This is a genomic window from Streptomyces sp. Rer75 (assembly GCF_013414305.1).
Classification (GTDB): Bacteria; Actinomycetota; Actinomycetes; order Streptomycetales; family Streptomycetaceae; genus Streptomyces; species Streptomyces himastatinicus.
Window position 1 is genome coordinate 7,834,661 of the sequence record NZ_CP058693.1, and the last position, 15,350, is coordinate 7,850,010.

Below are 15,350 nucleotides of genomic sequence, written 5' to 3' on the forward strand. Positions count from 1 at the left end.
GTCACTGCGGCTGCGCCGTACTGGAGCAGGCCTGTTCCAGTCTGGTCAGCAGGGGCTCCGTCATCAGCAGACCGGAAGCGTCCTCCACGAGCGCGCCGAGGAGGCGAAGCACCTCGACCACGTCGCGCAGGGAACCGTAGCCGTCGCTCCGCAGGACTTCGGGGTCCAAGTCCGGGTCCTCGGACATCGGGAGCAACTCGCAGAAGAGGTCGGGGTCCTGTCCCTCCTTCTCTCCCAGCGCGACCAGCTGGCGCCAGGCGGCGCTCAGCGAGCGGTTGGCCCGCAGCCCGCAGCGCGCGAGCATCGCTTCAGGGGCCTGCGCCAGCGCGGCTTCCATGCGGGCATAGGCGTCGTCGCGGTCCTTGGCCTCGCGGGAGACGTAGCACTCGATGACCTGGTGGACCAGGTAGGGCCACGCTCCGGTGCGTTGCAGCAGCTCGGCCTGGAGCCGGGGCTCCTGGAACGGCAGCTCCGCGTCCCACATCCACAGCCGGATGCCGGCCGGGTCGAACCGGTGCACCGAGACGATCTCCGTGTGGTCCCCCGGTTCACCGGCCCACAGGAAGCTCTGCTGCGGGCCGGTCACCAGGACCACGGCCCGGGTGTCGTCCTCCCGCGTTCCCTGGGGTACGCCGACACGCTCCCTGGCGAGCGCCACCATCTCCCGGGCCTGCTCGGGAGCCGCGTCGAGGAGGTTGACCACCATGACCCGGTGGCCCACCCCGGCCGGTTTGAGCAGCGCCTTGGACAGTTCCGCCGTGGAGCAGTCGACCCGCTGCACCTGCCGGACCGCGGCGCCGTCCTTATGGGCCTCTTCCAGGGCTCGAGGCACCCGGCTGACCTGGACGGCTTCGGAGCCGGTGACGATGAAGCAGCCGTTGGCCGGCCGGAAGAGCCGACCGATCTGCCCGGTCGTCAGCGGCGACCGCTCCGAAGGACGGCCACCGTACGGCGCCCGGTAGGACGTGCCCTCGAAGCGGCGCGGAAGCTGGAGGTGCTCCGATGCCTGATCGAGTTCCTCCTCGATCTGCTCCCGGGTGCCCAGCAGTCTGAGCAGATTGGGGGTGCGCAGCCGGAACCGATTGCCGTCAGTGCCGAGTACACCGAGTTCGACGCACTCACCGAGCAGACCGGCGAACTCCTCTCCGCTGCACTCGCTGAACCCCTCCGGCCATCTGCCGCGACACGTCTCCATCAGCTCTCGGCCGGTCGCCGATGCCGCCGCGCCGTCGTTGAGCGCCATGCGGGCGATGCAGTAGGCGATGACCCGGTAGCGGTTGTCCAGGTTGAGCGTCCACAGGAACCGCTCGCGGAAGTCCGACATGAGCTTGCGGTCCTCCCAGACCGCGTCTATGTCGGCCCGGGTGATGACGGACGGCGGCGCGGCCGGTGCGACGGTGGCCGAACGCATCCGCTCCAGCAAGGCGGTGGCGAACAGCTGGACGAGCGCCGGGGCGTTGTTGGCCAGGGCGAGGACACGGGCGGGCACGGAGCTGTCCGGGAAGGTGTACCCCAGCGCCCCCAGCGGCCGGGTGAGCAGCCGATAGGCGTCGCGAGGCTTCAGAGGGCCGATGGACAGGGGTGCTCCGAAGTGCGCGAGCGGCTGATTGGGCAGCTTCTCGAAGCGCACAGTGCTGTGCAGGCCGGCGAACACCACCTTCGCGCGGCGCCCTGTGTCCTCCATGATCTTGCGGATGATGTGCACATTGGCGAAGGACCGCTCCTCCGCGTCGAAGCGCAGGAAGTCGTCCGCCTCATCCAGCAGGATGAGCAGCTGACGGGAGTCACCCGCATTGACCCAGGCGAGGATGCCCCGGTGCACCGCCTCACCGACATCCCTCATCGGTGGCTGGCCGCTCAGTACTCCGGCGTCGGCGAGCTTGGGCCACAGCACGTTCCACAGCTGATCGGAGGATCCCGGCTGCTTGCCGACGGAGTAGATGCTCTCCAGGATGACCAGCCGGTTCGGGGCGGTGGCCCGGACCCGGCGCAGTGCCGCACGCAGGAGCGCCGACTTGCCCAGCTGCCGTCCGCCGTAGACGAAGCAGGATCCGTGCCGGTCGAGCACCTCGTCGAGTTCCTTGCCCCGGCCGAAGAACATTTCCTCCGGCACGTCCCCGGCCGCCTTCGGGGTGTACGGGTCGGCGGACGTGAACGGCGCGAGGATCCCGGTGAGCAGACCGATGTCCGGCACCTGGCGTAGCAGGAGGTGGAGCAGCGCGGCGATGTCCAGGACCGCGACGACGCTGCGTCGGCGGCGGGCGGTCTGTGCCAACTCCCGCCACTGCTGCGGCTGGAGGACACCGAGGTACAGCACGATGACCGTTTCCTCGGCGGGGCAGTACCTGGTGTAGTCGAGCAGTTGGCTGGGCTCGGAGGCGTTCCACACCAGCAGCACGCGCAGCGTCCGGCCGGTGGGGCTCACGAGGCTTCCGAACTGCGGCAGCACCGGCTCGCCCTGGAGCCGCAGGTCGGACAGCCGAATCCACAGCCGGCCGGCGCCGTTCTCCGCGTCATGGATGGGCCGTACGGTGCCGGACTCGACGCCCAGGGCGTTGAACACCTGCCGGATGTTGTCGAGATGGGTGGAGTCGGCGCGGGTGCCGAAGCGATGTCCCTGCGTGAGGTTCCTCAGCTGGCCGAGGGCCTTGCGGGTGATGGCCAGCCGGTCCGCGCTGAGACGGCCCCGGTCCCCCAGCACCGCCATGACACCGGCGAGTTGATCGGGAACCTTGCTGTGGGCGGACTCCAGGGTCTTGCGCACCTGGATGATGAGGTCGGTTACTCCGGCGGCCTGGGAGCCGGCGGGACCCAGATACCGGCTGACGGCGTCCGGCACGGCGGGGAAGAAGCTCTCGATGCCGATGGGATCGTCATCGTCGGGAGGCAGTTCCTTCCCGGCTTCCGCCTGGGCGAGGAACTCGTCGGCCGTGGTCAGGTCGTCGGCCGCGATGCGCGCGCTGATGCGGTCCGCGACCTCGGCGACGTGGGGGTTGGCCGTCGCCTTGTCGAGTCGTTCGCGGAGGTCCCGGCGCGCCCGCTCGCAGTGGGTCTCAAGATCGGCGGCGAGCGCCGCGGCCTCCTCGGGGATCCGGTTGAAGTCGTAGCGGTCCGGGTCGTCCAGGTCGCGGTAGCGCGCCGTCAGTACCGACCAGTCGTTGGACTGGAGCAGGCCGTTGCGCAGCCCGGAGTCGATGCGGTCGGACAGCGCGCGGAGTTGCCCGCGCATCTTCTCGCGCCGGGTCTTGATGTGGTGTTCGCGGCGGGCCCGCAGTTCCTGGGCCAGACGAGGGTCGTCGACCCGTACGACACGGATGATCTCGCCGGTGCCCACGTGGTCGCCGTACTGTGCGCGCGCTTCGAAGGCCGTGGCGTAGTCGGGGCGTGTCTTTGCGAGCTCGGCGAGCGCGGGCAGGAACGTGGCGTCAACAGGGACCAGCGGCTCCAACGACCGTCGGCGGACCGAGAGGTTGCTCAGCAGGAGAAGGTCACCGCGGAGCACGACATCGACGATGTCGCTGGTGACCGGTTGTGGCTGACCGTCCAACAGGTTGAACGCACTCTGTAGGACGAGCTGCGCGGCCTCGGCGGCGGCTGCCTCCAGGGGATCACCGCCGACCGAACCGGTCCGCAGAAGATCCTCCCGGACCGGCTCGCGGAACCGCTGGACGTTGCCGCGCAGCTCGTTGATCCGCCGGACCAGCCACGCGTTGCTGTCCTGGTAGCCCTCCTTCAGGTGCAGGCGTCCGGTCAGGTCGGCCCAGGTGGCCGCCACCGTGACGGCTTCGCCGATCAGGGAGCGCAGTTTTTCTCGGGCGCCGTAGTCCACCCGCTTGCGTCCCTTGGCGACGTGCCGGGTGGCCTGGTCGATCTCCCGTTCCACCGCGTCGGTGGAACGCAGCCGGGCGACCTCTTGGCGGACCTCGGCCAGCTCGGCGGGGTCGTCCCGCGCGACGCGGGCGCAGAGGGCACCGACGACTCCACCAGCGCCGACGAGGTGGTGCCAGACTTCGGTGGCAAGCTGGTAGCGGATCTTGCGCTGTGGCCCGGAGTGGAAGATCTCCTCGGCCTGCTGTGCCGCCGTCCGCCGCTGCTCCTCGGCCTCGGCCTCATCCCGGACGGTCCCGAGTATCTCGGGCACGATGAAGGTGCCCTGCTGCACGGCCTCGGCCAGCACCTCGGAGAGCTCGATGACAGACCGGCGTCCCCGTGCCGCGTACGGGGACAGGTCGCGGATCAAGGCGGTGATCTGGGCACTCGGCGCGATGAGGCCCACCCGGATGGCGACCGCCCAGGTCAGAATGGCACCGGCCCGGTCGTCGGCGAAGCGGTCCGGGGTCAGCCCGTCCAGCAGCACCTGGCAGCGGTGGGCGATGTCGCCGGTCGCGCTGTTGAGGTGGCTTGCGAGGGCCGCGGCCTCCCGGACCTGCACCGCGGCGCTTGTGTCACCCGATGCCCGGCGGATCCAGGCGGCCAACGCGAAGCGCCCGGCGCGGAGAGCGGCGGCCTCCGGGCCGGCCGCATCGCTGCGGTCCTGTGCCGTGCCAACGATCGGTTCCGCGGGGGTGGGAGGCCCGGCGTTCGTCCGGTCCGAGGCAGCGGTGGTCTCTGCGGACGGATCGGAGGTCCGGAGCGCCACACCGTCCTCGGCGGTCCGGGATTCAGGCGTGCTGACGCCGCTCCGCTCGGCGGGGGGCTCCTGCGCATCGTCTTGCGCGGTGGGCTCGTCGGCGAGCGCCGCGGTGTCCGGTGAGCCGCTCGTTGCCTGGTCCTGATGCGGTGCGGTCGGCTGCCCGCTTCCGGACCCGGCACCGCCCGACTTCTCGGCGGGTGCCGTTTGTGCGGCAGGGCCTTCGCCCGTCGGCTGGCAGTCATCTACAGGGGCGGTGTCCGCCGACTCAGGTGTCGTCGTCGTATCGGCGAGCAGGATTGCGGCGATGTCCTGGTCGAGCAGGTCGATGTCGTCGGGGGCCGCCTCCGATTCCCCGCTCTCGATGTCGCCGACGTCGTGCACGTCCGTATCCAGCGCGATGGGGTCCTGATCGGTGGATCCGGGAGTGTCTGCGGGTCCTGCGGACGCGGTAATCGGCGCGTGGGCCCGCCGGACGTCGTCCGGCACGGAGAGGCCCGGTGGGTCGGACTCGGCAGGCTGCGCGGAGCGGACGGCAGGGAGGGTCAGCTGGCGCATGGCCGCGACGGCCAGAAGCGGAATCCAGGTCCCCGGCAGACGTTCGGACAGCAGCGGCATCAGCCGCTGGGTCTCGGCTTGGCCGCCGTCATCGTCCGCCGCGGACTGGCGGATGAAGTTGGACAGGGCTACGAGGTCGGCCGCGTCCGGCTGTTCCGTGGAGGCGGTCTCCTCGACCAGCTCGCGGGCCCGCTGGCGCACGTGCTCCAGCTTGGACTCGCACCAGGCGGGACCGGTGAGCCCGGTCAGCGCGATGAGCTCGGCCCGTGTCTCACTCAGCCGTTCGGCGCTTTCCCACGTGTCATGAAAGGCGGCCAGGTTCCACTCCTCCGGCGGGAGGTCCGTACGTAACTCGCTCGCAACGGTGCGGAAGAGCCGGGCGGCCTCGTCGACCATGGCCAAGTCGGTCGGCAGTGGGTACCTGTTCTCGTGCAGAGCGGTCGCGGCCCGCTCCGCAGCGAGGGCCGCGGGACCGACCAACGCGGCCAGGCGTTCGAGAAGACGGCCCGTGGTCTCCGGGGCCTGAGGCTCGGACGCCGGGGAATCCGCCGGAGTCGGTTCGTCGAGTTCCTCACCCACAGGGTCAGTGCCGGTTTGGCCATTGCGCGGGGAGTGGTTTCCCAGAGGTGCGACGAGGGAGTCCAGCGCGCTCCATCCGATCGGCTCCGCCGGGAGCTCGGGAAAAGACACGATCATTTCCTTCCACGCCGCGTTCAGCGCGTCGGCGACGGAGGCCGGGAGCGCGGCGTGGTCTCCGCGGAGCAGCCCCAGCGCCAAGGCGCCGTAGGGGCAGTTCGGCTGCCCGGCCGCCATGGCCAGATCCCGCCAGATGCACGATTTCGCGAATTCCCGGACGCTTCGCATCGCCTGTGGCCCCCTCTCCGCGCCGCGGAGCAGCGCGAGCGCCGCGTCTCCTCCCGTCAGCAGAGCGGCGACGGCAGGCAGGGACGACAGAGCGGGATCGCTGAGCAGCAACCTCAGGGCCCGGATACCCGGATAGCTCGCCGCAGCCGACCCGGCAGGGGCGGCACTGGACGGACTGGTCGAGGACTGCGGGAAGGCTTCGACGGGGTGGCAATGGGCCACATCGGTGGGGACGCTCGCCACGACCGTCGCGGAGTTCTGCATCTCCGACACGGCCTCGAGATGGCGGGCTTGTTCGGGGGTGATCCGGCGGGCGAGCTCATCGCCGACTTTCCTCAGGTCGTGGCGGCGCAGCAGGTCGCGCGGCACGGGGAAGTCCGCGAGGGCGGCGTCTTCAGCCCCGCTGGGCTTGCGGTGGGCGCGCTCCCGGCGCCAGGGATTCCTTGCATACGTCATTGGCCCCCCAGCCACACCCGCCGTCGATGACCAGACGGCGATTCTGATGCCAGTTATATACCGGAAGGGGTCCCTTCCAGGACCACAATTGCCAAGAAGGTCGGTCGGTGCTGTGGCAGGGCAGCGGTCGGTCTCTCGCCAGGGAGCCCGCGCTCCCGTCGTGAATCGAGCTGGTTCACCGTCGCAGGCGAGACGTGCCCGGCCGGGAGCCGCAGCATGGTCGATCGCCGCGGCTTCGGGGACTCCTCCGCCTCGCCTCGAAGACCGAGAAGCTGACGAATACGCCGCCGACGACCAGCGCCGCGCCCCAGAACTCGTAGGGCGCGGGCATGCGCTGCTCCCAGAGCAGGTAGAAGAACGCCCCGAACACCGCCTCCATCCCGATGATCGGCCCCATCACCGTCGACGGCAGCCACTGGGAGGCGATGTTCCAGAACCAGGTGGCGCACCAGGAGCCCAGCACCGCGAACGCCGCGCACCAGGACAGGAACGCCCCCAGCGTGCCCGGGTCGGCGAAGGGGGACGTCCCTCCGGAGGAGGCGGCCAGGGGGAGCAGGGTCAGCGACCCGCCGAAGGCTCCGATGCCGATGCAGGCCGTCCAGGTGCTGTTGTCGAGGACGGAGGCCCGCCGCCTCATGGTGATCCGGTTGGCGATGACGAAGTAGGACCACGCCAGGCAAGCGGCGAACCCGAGCCCGGCGGCGGTGAGTTGTCCGTCGTCCTCCGCCCGGAAGGCGTCGACGCCGCCGTTCACCAGGAACAGTCCGACGGAGATGACCCCGATGGGCAGGAGGCATCGGTGCCACGGGAAGACCTTCTCGATGGCGTTGGAGATCAGCGAGACCATGAGGGGGATCAGGCCCGTCATGGTCGAGGCGAGAACACCGCCGCCGACGGACGCGGACATCGACAGCAGGAGATAGAAGCCGATGTAGCCCACGACGCCCAGGTGCATCGCGGTGAGGACGCCGCGGACACCGAGGGCGCGGAGTCTGCCCCGCCGGGTCGCCAGCACGGCCACCGACATGAGCCCGAAGACCGCGTACCGGCCCAGTACGAGGAAGTAGATGTTCACCGGGGCGACGGCGGCCGGGCCCAGGAAGGTGAACCCCCACAAGGCCGTCGCGACCAGCGCGGCCGACAGCCCGACGAGCGGCGTCGTGCGGGGCGTCATCGGCGCTGGACGTACAGGCGGTTGCCCGTCGGACCGGTCCATTCCAGCCGTACGACACCCGGCACGGCGGCGTCGGCCACGCGCGATGGCGCGGACCAGTAGCCGGAGGCCGGGTTGCGGAAGAAGGTGGCCCACAGGTCGCCGTGGTGGTCCGCGAAGACGTTGTTGTGGCCCGCGCCGACGCCCGCTGTCCAGCGCGGGGAGTACGGGCCCTCGAAGCGGTCCGAGACCGCGACGATCGCGTCGTACTGGTACTGCTCGCGGCCGGGGCCGGGCGGGTCGTAGGCGTGGCGTGTGGTGCCGTCGGGGTTGTCCGAGGTGCGGTTCCAGGCGGCGTGGAGGAGGTAGTACCGGCCCCCGTGCTTGAACACGTACGCGCCTTCGAGATACGGCTCGGGGGAGTACGGCGTCTGCCGGAACCTCGGGAGGTTCGTCGTCGGGACGATGTCCTCCATGTCGTCCCGGAACTTCGCGTACAGGTCGTTGTGCAGCACCAGCCACGCGTCGTCGCCCTCGGCGTAGAGGCTGCCGTCGATGTGGTGGTACGCGCCGGGCTCGATGAAGTCCGGCCCGCCGGGGGCGAGGTCGCCGAAGGGCTTGTCGAGATTGCCCTCGACCAGCCGGTACGGGCCCTCGACGCCGCCCTCGCTCACCAGCAGGAACGAGCCCACCTTCCGGGAGTGGTCGCCCATGCACGCGACGATGTACCACGTGCCGCGGACGTGGTGCACCTCCGGCGCCCAGGCCTCGCCGCGCTTGCCGAACCGGGCGTCGTGCCAGTACTCCTGCCACGGGGCGACGACCGTGCGGCCGGGCCGGTTCTCGCCGGCGAACTCCGGCGACCACACCTTCCCCCGCTCGGCCCCGGGCCGGACGCCGGTCGTGTCGACCAGCCTCCACGGCCCCCGCAGCGACCGGGCCACCCACACGAAGATGCCGTCGTTCCACGGCCCGGCCGCATCGAGCCCGGCCGCGCGCGTGGTGCCGGTGGCGACGTAGAGCGGACGGCCGTCGACGACGAAGCAGTTGACGTAGGTGTCCCGTATCCAGACCCGGCCGTCCTCCTGGTCGCGGGGGCGCAACTCGAGCGGGAGGACGAAGGAGTTGTCCTCCCGCGGCCACAGGTCCAGCCGAGTGTCCGCGAGCCCATACGGCTCGGGATCGGGCCAGTTCGCCGGATACCGCCCTCCCCGCCGCGGAGGCGCCGCCTGCGCGGCGGCCCCGGGCAGCGCCGCCGCGCCCAAGGCGCCTGCGGCACCGGCCAGGAAGAACCGCCGGTCGAGGTGTAATCCGTGCTCGGAGCTGGCCATCAGTGCGTCCTTCCCGGTCGTGCAGGACACCGGCGCCCTGCCTGGGAAGCCACGTTAGGGATCCGCTCCGACGGTGAACAGACGCCCCTCGGGGGCAGCGAGTTCGTAGCCCGCTTCCTCCACCGCGGCGCGCACTGCTGGGCGAGAATGGTCGTCTGACGGAGCGCCGGAGCCGGGGAGGGCGGGCATGGACGCGGTGGTGGAGTGGGTGGACGCGCGCGAGAGGTTGCCGAGGAGCGGTGTGCCCGTGGCGGCGGCGACGTCGGGGCGCTATCCGCCCGAGCCGGGGCAGGCGGCGGGGGAGGACTTCTGGCTGGTGCTGCCGATGTACTTCACCACCCGCCACATCGCCGAGGACGGCACCGAGTACCGCGATTGCTTTGTCGATTCCGACCGCGTCGTCCGCCTGCCCCATGGCCGCCCCTGCGCCGAACCCGTCACCCACTGGGCAGAGTTGCCCGCCCTGCCGGGCATGACCGTGCACCACGTGCTGGGGGAGGACGCGCGGACCGCCGTCAGGGACGCCATGGGGTGAGGCGGAGGTCGCCGCTCCTACGCGTGGTCCAGCGAGGTCCAGAAGCGGGTGAGGACGCGGGCGCCGCGGGCGGGATCGTGTGTCATCCACCAGTGGCCGAGCCCGTCGAGGGTCTCGACCCCGGCGCCGGCGCGGCGAGCGGCGCGGCGGCGCTGCTCGACGGTTCCGACCGCGTGGTCCTCGGTGGCGAGCAGGGTGAGTCCCGGTCGTTGCGACGCCCGTTCCAGGTCCCGGCCCAGCTCGGCCATCGCCGGTTGCGCGGCGGAGGTGTAGAGCGCGAGCACGGCCCGGCCCATCGCCTCGTCCTGGCCCCGGGCGACCTGTCCGGCCACCGCCTCGTGCATCCCCCGGTCGACGAGTGTCGCGACCCGTTCGCCGAGGGGCGCGCCGAACCGTGCGGTCACATCGGCTTCTCCGGCGCCCGGCGTCTGCCACCGCCGGGCCAACTCGTGCCAGACGTAGTCGGGTTCGTAGATCCCGATGGAGTCGCTGACCCAGCTGCGTACGAGGTCCGGGCGGCTCATCACCGCGTTCAGGACGTGCCCGCCGCCCCAGTCGTGTCCCACCAGGTCGACGGGTTCGGCGAAGCGGGTCAGCTCGCCGATCAGCCAGTCGCGGTAGTCGGCGACGGTCGCGCCGAACCCGGCCGGTAGCGGTGCGCCGAACCCGGGCGGGGACAGGCACACCAGACGCGGGCGTGCCGCACCGGCGCGCTCCAGCTCGGGGAGCAGCCGGTCCCAGACCGCCGCCGTCTCGGGGTTGCCGTGCACGAAGACAACGGGCATCAGGTCAGTCCGCCCAGCGGTACGGTCGGCTGCAAGACCGATTCCACCAGCGCCTCGCTGCGGAAATGGGACACCGCCTGGTATTCGGGGTCACGGAGCATGTCGGCGAACGCCTGTCGGCTCGGGTAGCGGACCAGGGCCACCATGTCCCAGGCTTGCCCGTCCTCGGCGACCAGTGCCCGCCCGCCGTCTCCCAGGTAATCCACCTGCACCCCGTACCGCGCGTTGATCACCGGGCCGAGCGCCTCGGCGTAGCGCTGGTAGCTCTCGCGGCCGCCGTCCGGATGGAACCGCAGCAGGTTCAGCATCACCACGGAACCACCCGGATCCTCGGCCAGCAGAGCATCCACGGCGCGCTCGTCAATCTCGATCATCGGAAACCTCCAGTTGGTCGACGCCGTGATCCTTGCGTACTTGTTGGTCGGCTGACAAGTTTGTTGTAGATTCTTTTCCATGACGACCACCCGCCGTACCCAGCAGCAGCGCCGTGACCAGGCCGAATCCGCATTGCTCACCGCCGCCGCCGAACTCCTCGTCGAGCAGGGAGTGCGCGCGCTGACGCTGGTGCGCGTCAGCGAGCGAGCCGGATACAGCCGCGGACTCGTCACCCACCACTTCGGGTCCAAGCAGTCGCTCCTCGAACGCCTGGCACACGCGACCCAGGCCGGATTCGTCCCCGGGCTCGACGGCCTGCCGCCCGGTCTGGAGCGCCTCCTGCGGCTGATCGACGGATACATCGGAGCCCTCGGCCGGGTGGGCGTGTGGAACCGGGCGTTTCTGCTGCTCTGGGCCGAGGCCGCCACGGCGTCGGAACTGGCCCCGATCTTCCGTGAGCGGGACGAGGCGTTCCGCGCCGATCTGCGCGAGGACGTGGCCGCCGGTCTCGCCGACGGCACCATCCGCCCCGAGGTCGTACCCGGCGAGGCCGCGATCGCCATCGTCGGGCAACTCCGCGGAATCGGGCTGCAACGGCTTCTCGATCCCGAGGCCGTCGACACCGAACGGCTGCGGCACTCGGTCACCGAGCACTGGCGCCGGGCCCTGGCCCGCGGCTGATGCCGCCCGCCCGACGGTGCCGTTTTCCTGCCGGATGGCGGGGCACTCGTCGCGCATGGATCACACCGAGGCTCCCGTCCTGGAGGCCCTGGCTCGGTATCACGAGCGGGGGTTCCTCCCGTTCACCCCGCCCGGGCACAAGCAGGGCAGGGGCGCCGACCCGGAGGCGCGCAAGGTTCTGGGCGACGAGGTGTTCCGCGCCGACGTCCTCGCCTTCGGCGGGCTCGACGACCGGCTCCAGTCGGGCGGGGTGCTGCGGCGCGCCGAGGAGCTGATGGCCGACGCGGTGCGCGCCGATCACACCTTCTTCTCCACCTGCGGCAGCTCGCTCTCGGCCAAGGCCGCGATGCTCTCGGTCGCCGGGCCTCACGAAACGCTGCTGGTGGGCCGGGACGCGCACAAGTCCGTGATCTCCGGCTTGATCATCTCCGGGGTCCGCCCGGTGTGGGTGGAGCCCCGATGGGACGCCGCCCGCCACATCGCCCATCCGCCGTCGGCCGACGACTTCGCGAGGGCGTTCGCGGACCACCCGGAGGCCAAGGGCGCCCTGGTGACCAGCCCGACCCCGTACGGTGCCTGCGCGGATCTGGCGAGGATCGCCGAGGTCTGCCACCGGCTACGGCGCCCCCTGATCGTGGACGAGGCGTGGGGAGCGCATCTGCCGTTCTGCTCCGGGCTGCCGAGCTGGGCCATGGACGCGGGCGCCGACGTGTGCGTGACCAGCATCCACAAGATGGGCGGCGGCCTGGAGCAGGGCTCGGTGTTCCACCTTCAGGGCGACCTCATCGACCCCGCCGTCCTGAAGTCCCGCGCCGATCTGCTCGGCACCACCAGCCCGAACGTTCTCCTCCACGCGGGCATGGACGCATGGCGACGCCACATGGCGCTGCACGGCGGGGAACTGATGGGTGCGGCGCTGCGCCGGGCGCATACGGTCCGTACGGACATCGAAGCCATCGACGGCCTGCACGTGGACGGCCACGACGATTACGTGGGCCCAGGGCTCGCCGCCGACATCGATCCGCTCCCCGTCGTCATCGACCTCACCGGACTCGCGGTGAGCGGCTACCGGGCCGCCGACTGGCTCCGGGAACGCCACGACGTCAACGCCCACCTGGCCGACCACCGGCGGATCAGCGCCCAGCTGACCCACGCGGACGACGCCTCGACCACCGGTGCGCTGCTGGCGTCCCTGCGCGAACTCGTCGACCACGCGGACGAGTTGCGGCCCGCGCCCGAGGTGGCCGTGCCGACCCCGGGCGAGCTGCGGATGGACCAGTCCCATCTGCCACGGGACGCCTACTTCGGCTCCGTGGAGGACGTCCCCCTGGACAGCGCGGTGGGCCGGGTGGCGGCCGAGATGGTCACCCCCTACCCGCCGGGCATCCCGGCCGTGCTGCCCGGCGAGGTGCTGAAGCGTCCGGTCCTGGACTATCTGCGCACGGGCGTCGCCGCCGGGATGAACCTCCCCGATCCGGCCGACCCCGGCCTGCACACCATCCGCGTCCTGGTCGAGGGGACGCGCGCCGACTGACGCACGAACCACCTGACGGACATCGGCGCCCGGCCACCGGCCGGGCGCCGGCCGGGCGCCGGTCTCGCCTGGTGACAGCACTAGCATCGGCGCATGCCATTACGCCGCAGCCATGACAAGCTCGCCGACCTGCCGCGCGACCCGCGAGCCGACGCGTACCCGATGCCGCCCGTTCCCCACGGCTGGTACGCCGTGCTCCGCAGCGGCGAGCTGCGGCCGGGGAAGGTCGTCAGCCTGCACTACTTCGGACGTGCCCTCATCGCCTTCCGCGGAGCGGACGGACGGGCGGCGGTGCGCGACGCCCACTGCCCGCATTACGGCGCGCACCTGGGCGCCGGGGGGAAGGTCGTCGGCGGCACCGTGGAGTGCCCGTTCCACGGGTGGCGGTTCGGGGCGGACGGGCGGTGTACGCACGCCCCCTTCGCGGTCCGCACCCCCAAGGTGTCCCTCGGGGGGTTCCCGGTACGCGAGCACAGCGGGCTCGTCTTCGTGTACTACGGCCCCGCCGCGCCCTCGTGGGAGGTGCCGGACATCCCGGAGACGGCCTCCGGGGACTTCGCGACACCGATCGACGACGTGTGCCGGGCACGCATCCACATCCAGGAGATGCGCGAGAACATCGTGGACGAGTCCCACTTCCACTTCATCCACGGCCAGAGCGAACCCCCGGTCCAGGAGCTGCGGCCGGACGGCCCCTTCGCCGAGGTCCGTGGCCGGATCCACCGGCGTGTTCTCGGCCGGGACATCAACAACACCTTCGATGTGTTCATGTACGGGCCGGGCGTGATGGTGGTGCGCGTCCTCGGGCCCGTCCTCTCGCTCACCGCCGTCGCCCTCACCACCCCCATCGACGACCGTACGAGCGAGATGCGGATGCTGTACTACGTCCGCAAACCGGCCCGCCTGCCCTTCCTGGCACCGGTGTTCAAGCTGGTCTTCCGTGCGGAAGCGCTGAGGGAGGTGCGGGAGGAGGTCCGGATCTGGGACCACAAGATCCACCAGCCGCGCCCCGTCCTGCTCCCGCACGAGAAGGGCATCCGGGCGCTACGGCGTTGGTACGCCCAGTTCTATCCGGCCGACGCCTGACGGGAGTCCAGTTCCGCCCACACCTCCTCTCGGGGAGCGATACGTGGCGCGGGGCGGTCGTCGGGTCGCGTGCGAAAGAAGGGCCGGTTGTCGGGTAAATCACGCGGCAATTAAGGTCACGGACGTGCATAAGGGCGATGGCTACCAGACCGATCCGGTCCTCCTGCCCTCCGTGCCCGTCGGGCTGCGAAGGGTGCTGGACCTCGTGGTGTCGGGCGAGGCGACCAGCCGTGCCGAGATCGCGCGGCGCAGCGGTCTGGTCCGGACGACGGTCGGGAAGCAGGTCGACCATCTCCTCGCGCGCGGCATCCTGGAGGAGCTCGAATCGAGCGAATCGGTGCGGGGCCGACCGCCGAGGGTGCTGACGCTCAGCCCGCGGTCCGGGACCGTCGCCGTGGCGGACGTCGACACACTGGCGTCACAGGTCGCGATCGCCGACCTCACGGGGCGGGTGCTCGCGCAGGAGACCGTGGGCGTCCGGATCGATGCCGGGCCGGAGACCGTGCTGGAGACGGTGACCGAGCGTCTGATGGCCCTGCTGGCGCAGTGCGGGCGCGACTCCGGTCGGGTCCGCGCGGTGGTGATGGGCCTGCCCGCGCCGGTGGACTTCCAGCGCGGCTGGGCGGTGCGGCCGACCGGGATGCCCGGCTGGGGCGGCTACCCGGTGGCCGACGAACTGCGGAAGCGGTTCCGGTGCCCCGCCCTGGTGGACAACGACGCCAATCTCATGGCCCTCGGCGAGGCAGGCCAGGAGCAGGGCGACACCCCGCTGGTGTGCATCAAGATCTCCGCGGGGGTGGGGGCCGGGATCGTCACCGCGGGAGGCGGGGTGTACCGCGGGGCGGACGGAGCCGCGGGCGACGTCGGCCACATCCGGGCCGTCGGCGGCGGCGAGGCCCTGTGCTCCTGCGGCAACGTCGGCTGCCTCAGCGCGCTGGCCTCCCGCCCGGCCGTCCTGCGCGGCCTCGGCATCCCCGAGTCGACCGACGAGGACCCGCTGCACGGCGCGCGCGTGCTGGCGGAACGCGTCGCCGACAACGAACCGAACGCCGTGCGCGCCCTGCGCCAGGCGGGCACCGACGTCGGCGAGATAGCGGCCATGCTGGTCGCCATGTTCAACCCGCGCACGCTGGTCATCGGCGGCCCGCTGAGCGAACTCCGCGACGACCTCCTCTCCGGGGTGCGCGCCGTGGTCTACCGGCGCGCGCTGGCCCTCGCCACCAGCAAGATGACCATCACCACGCCCCGGCTCGGCGAGAGCGCCGGGATCCACGGCGCCATCGCCCTCGCCACCCGGGAGGTCTTCAGTCCCCAGGGCATCGCCCGGATGATGGTCGTCGACCCGTAGCCGCGGGCGACCCG

Annotated in this window: 10 protein-coding genes; 5 read left to right on the forward strand and 5 right to left on the reverse strand. The window is 71.3% G+C overall.

Going from position 1 to position 15,350, the window contains the following annotated elements; translation table 11 throughout:
* Position 1: 1 nt before the first annotated feature.
* From HYQ63_RS33785 to HYQ63_RS33795, 3 genes are all read right to left on the reverse strand, one after another.
* Positions 2–6,508, reverse strand: a complete 6,507-nt coding sequence (locus tag HYQ63_RS33785) for a hypothetical protein (protein WP_179937564.1) — start codon at positions 6,506–6,508, stop codon at positions 2–4.
* Positions 6,509–6,683: 175 nt separating this feature from the next.
* Positions 6,684–7,682 (reverse strand): DMT family transporter, encoded by a 999-nt coding sequence (locus HYQ63_RS33790; RefSeq protein ID WP_257232310.1) that lies wholly within the window; start codon positions 7,680–7,682, stop codon positions 6,684–6,686.
* Positions 7,679–8,992: a family 43 glycosylhydrolase gene (locus tag HYQ63_RS33795; protein ID WP_179937565.1), complete on the reverse strand. Its 1,314-nt coding sequence runs from the start codon at positions 8,990–8,992 to the stop codon at positions 7,679–7,681. The genes HYQ63_RS33790 and HYQ63_RS33795 overlap by 4 nt, the downstream gene beginning before the upstream one ends.
* 187 nt (positions 8,993–9,179) lie before the next feature.
* Between HYQ63_RS33795 and HYQ63_RS33800 the strand changes: the two genes are divergently transcribed.
* Positions 9,180–9,527: an AQJ64_40280 family protein gene (locus tag HYQ63_RS33800; RefSeq protein ID WP_179937566.1), complete on the forward strand. Its 348-nt coding sequence runs from the start codon at positions 9,180–9,182 to the stop codon at positions 9,525–9,527.
* Positions 9,528–9,544: 17 nt separating this feature from the next.
* Here the strand turns inward: HYQ63_RS33800 and HYQ63_RS33805 are convergent, their stop codons facing one another.
* Together HYQ63_RS33805 and HYQ63_RS33810 are read right to left on the reverse strand one after the other, a co-directional pair.
* A complete protein-coding gene (locus tag HYQ63_RS33805) occupies positions 9,545–10,312 on the reverse strand; it encodes an alpha/beta hydrolase (protein ID WP_179937567.1) in 768 nt (255 codons plus the stop codon).
* A complete protein-coding gene (locus tag HYQ63_RS33810) occupies positions 10,312–10,686 on the reverse strand; it encodes a DUF1330 domain-containing protein (protein ID WP_179937568.1) in 375 nt (124 codons plus the stop codon). The genes HYQ63_RS33805 and HYQ63_RS33810 overlap by 1 nt, the downstream gene beginning before the upstream one ends.
* A gap of 79 nt (positions 10,687–10,765) precedes the next feature.
* On the opposite strand from HYQ63_RS33810, the gene HYQ63_RS33815 reads away from it, so the two are divergent.
* The 4 genes from HYQ63_RS33815 (at position 10,766) to HYQ63_RS33830 (ending at position 15,336) form a co-directional block, all read left to right on the forward strand.
* Positions 10,766–11,368, forward strand: a complete 603-nt coding sequence (locus HYQ63_RS33815; protein ID WP_179937569.1) for a TetR/AcrR family transcriptional regulator — start codon at positions 10,766–10,768, stop codon at positions 11,366–11,368.
* Between the two features lie 55 nt (positions 11,369–11,423).
* Positions 11,424–12,902 (forward strand): aminotransferase class I/II-fold pyridoxal phosphate-dependent enzyme, encoded by a 1,479-nt coding sequence (locus HYQ63_RS33820; protein ID WP_179937570.1) that lies wholly within the window; start codon positions 11,424–11,426, stop codon positions 12,900–12,902.
* A 93-nt stretch (positions 12,903–12,995) separates the two neighbouring features.
* Entirely contained in the window at positions 12,996–13,988 is a 993-nt protein-coding gene (locus HYQ63_RS33825) for a Rieske 2Fe-2S domain-containing protein (RefSeq protein ID WP_218929593.1), read from the forward strand.
* 124 nt (positions 13,989–14,112) lie between these two features.
* Positions 14,113–15,336, forward strand: coding sequence for an ROK family protein (locus HYQ63_RS33830; protein WP_179937571.1), 1,224 nt, complete (start codon positions 14,113–14,115; stop codon positions 15,334–15,336).
* The last annotated feature ends 14 nt before the right edge of the window (positions 15,337–15,350 follow it).

Coding starts and splice junctions, on each gene's coding strand:
- HYQ63_RS33785 (WP_179937564.1), bottom strand. CDS start 6,508: ATGACGTATGCAAGGAATCCCTGGCGCCGGGAGCGCGCCCACCGCAAG.
- HYQ63_RS33790 (WP_257232310.1), bottom strand. CDS start 7,682: ATGACGCCCCGCACGACGCCGCTCGTCGGGCTGTCGGCCGCGCTGGTC.
- HYQ63_RS33795 (WP_179937565.1), bottom strand. CDS start 8,992: ATGGCCAGCTCCGAGCACGGATTACACCTCGACCGGCGGTTCTTCCTG.
- HYQ63_RS33800 (WP_179937566.1), top strand. CDS start 9,180: ATGGACGCGGTGGTGGAGTGGGTGGACGCGCGCGAGAGGTTGCCGAGG.
- HYQ63_RS33805 (WP_179937567.1), bottom strand. CDS start 10,312: ATGCCCGTTGTCTTCGTGCACGGCAACCCCGAGACGGCGGCGGTCTGG.
- HYQ63_RS33810 (WP_179937568.1), bottom strand. CDS start 10,686: ATGATCGAGATTGACGAGCGCGCCGTGGATGCTCTGCTGGCCGAGGAT.
- HYQ63_RS33815 (WP_179937569.1), top strand. CDS start 10,766: ATGACGACCACCCGCCGTACCCAGCAGCAGCGCCGTGACCAGGCCGAA.
- HYQ63_RS33820 (WP_179937570.1), top strand. CDS start 11,424: ATGGATCACACCGAGGCTCCCGTCCTGGAGGCCCTGGCTCGGTATCAC.
- HYQ63_RS33825 (WP_218929593.1), top strand. CDS start 12,996: ATGCCATTACGCCGCAGCCATGACAAGCTCGCCGACCTGCCGCGCGAC.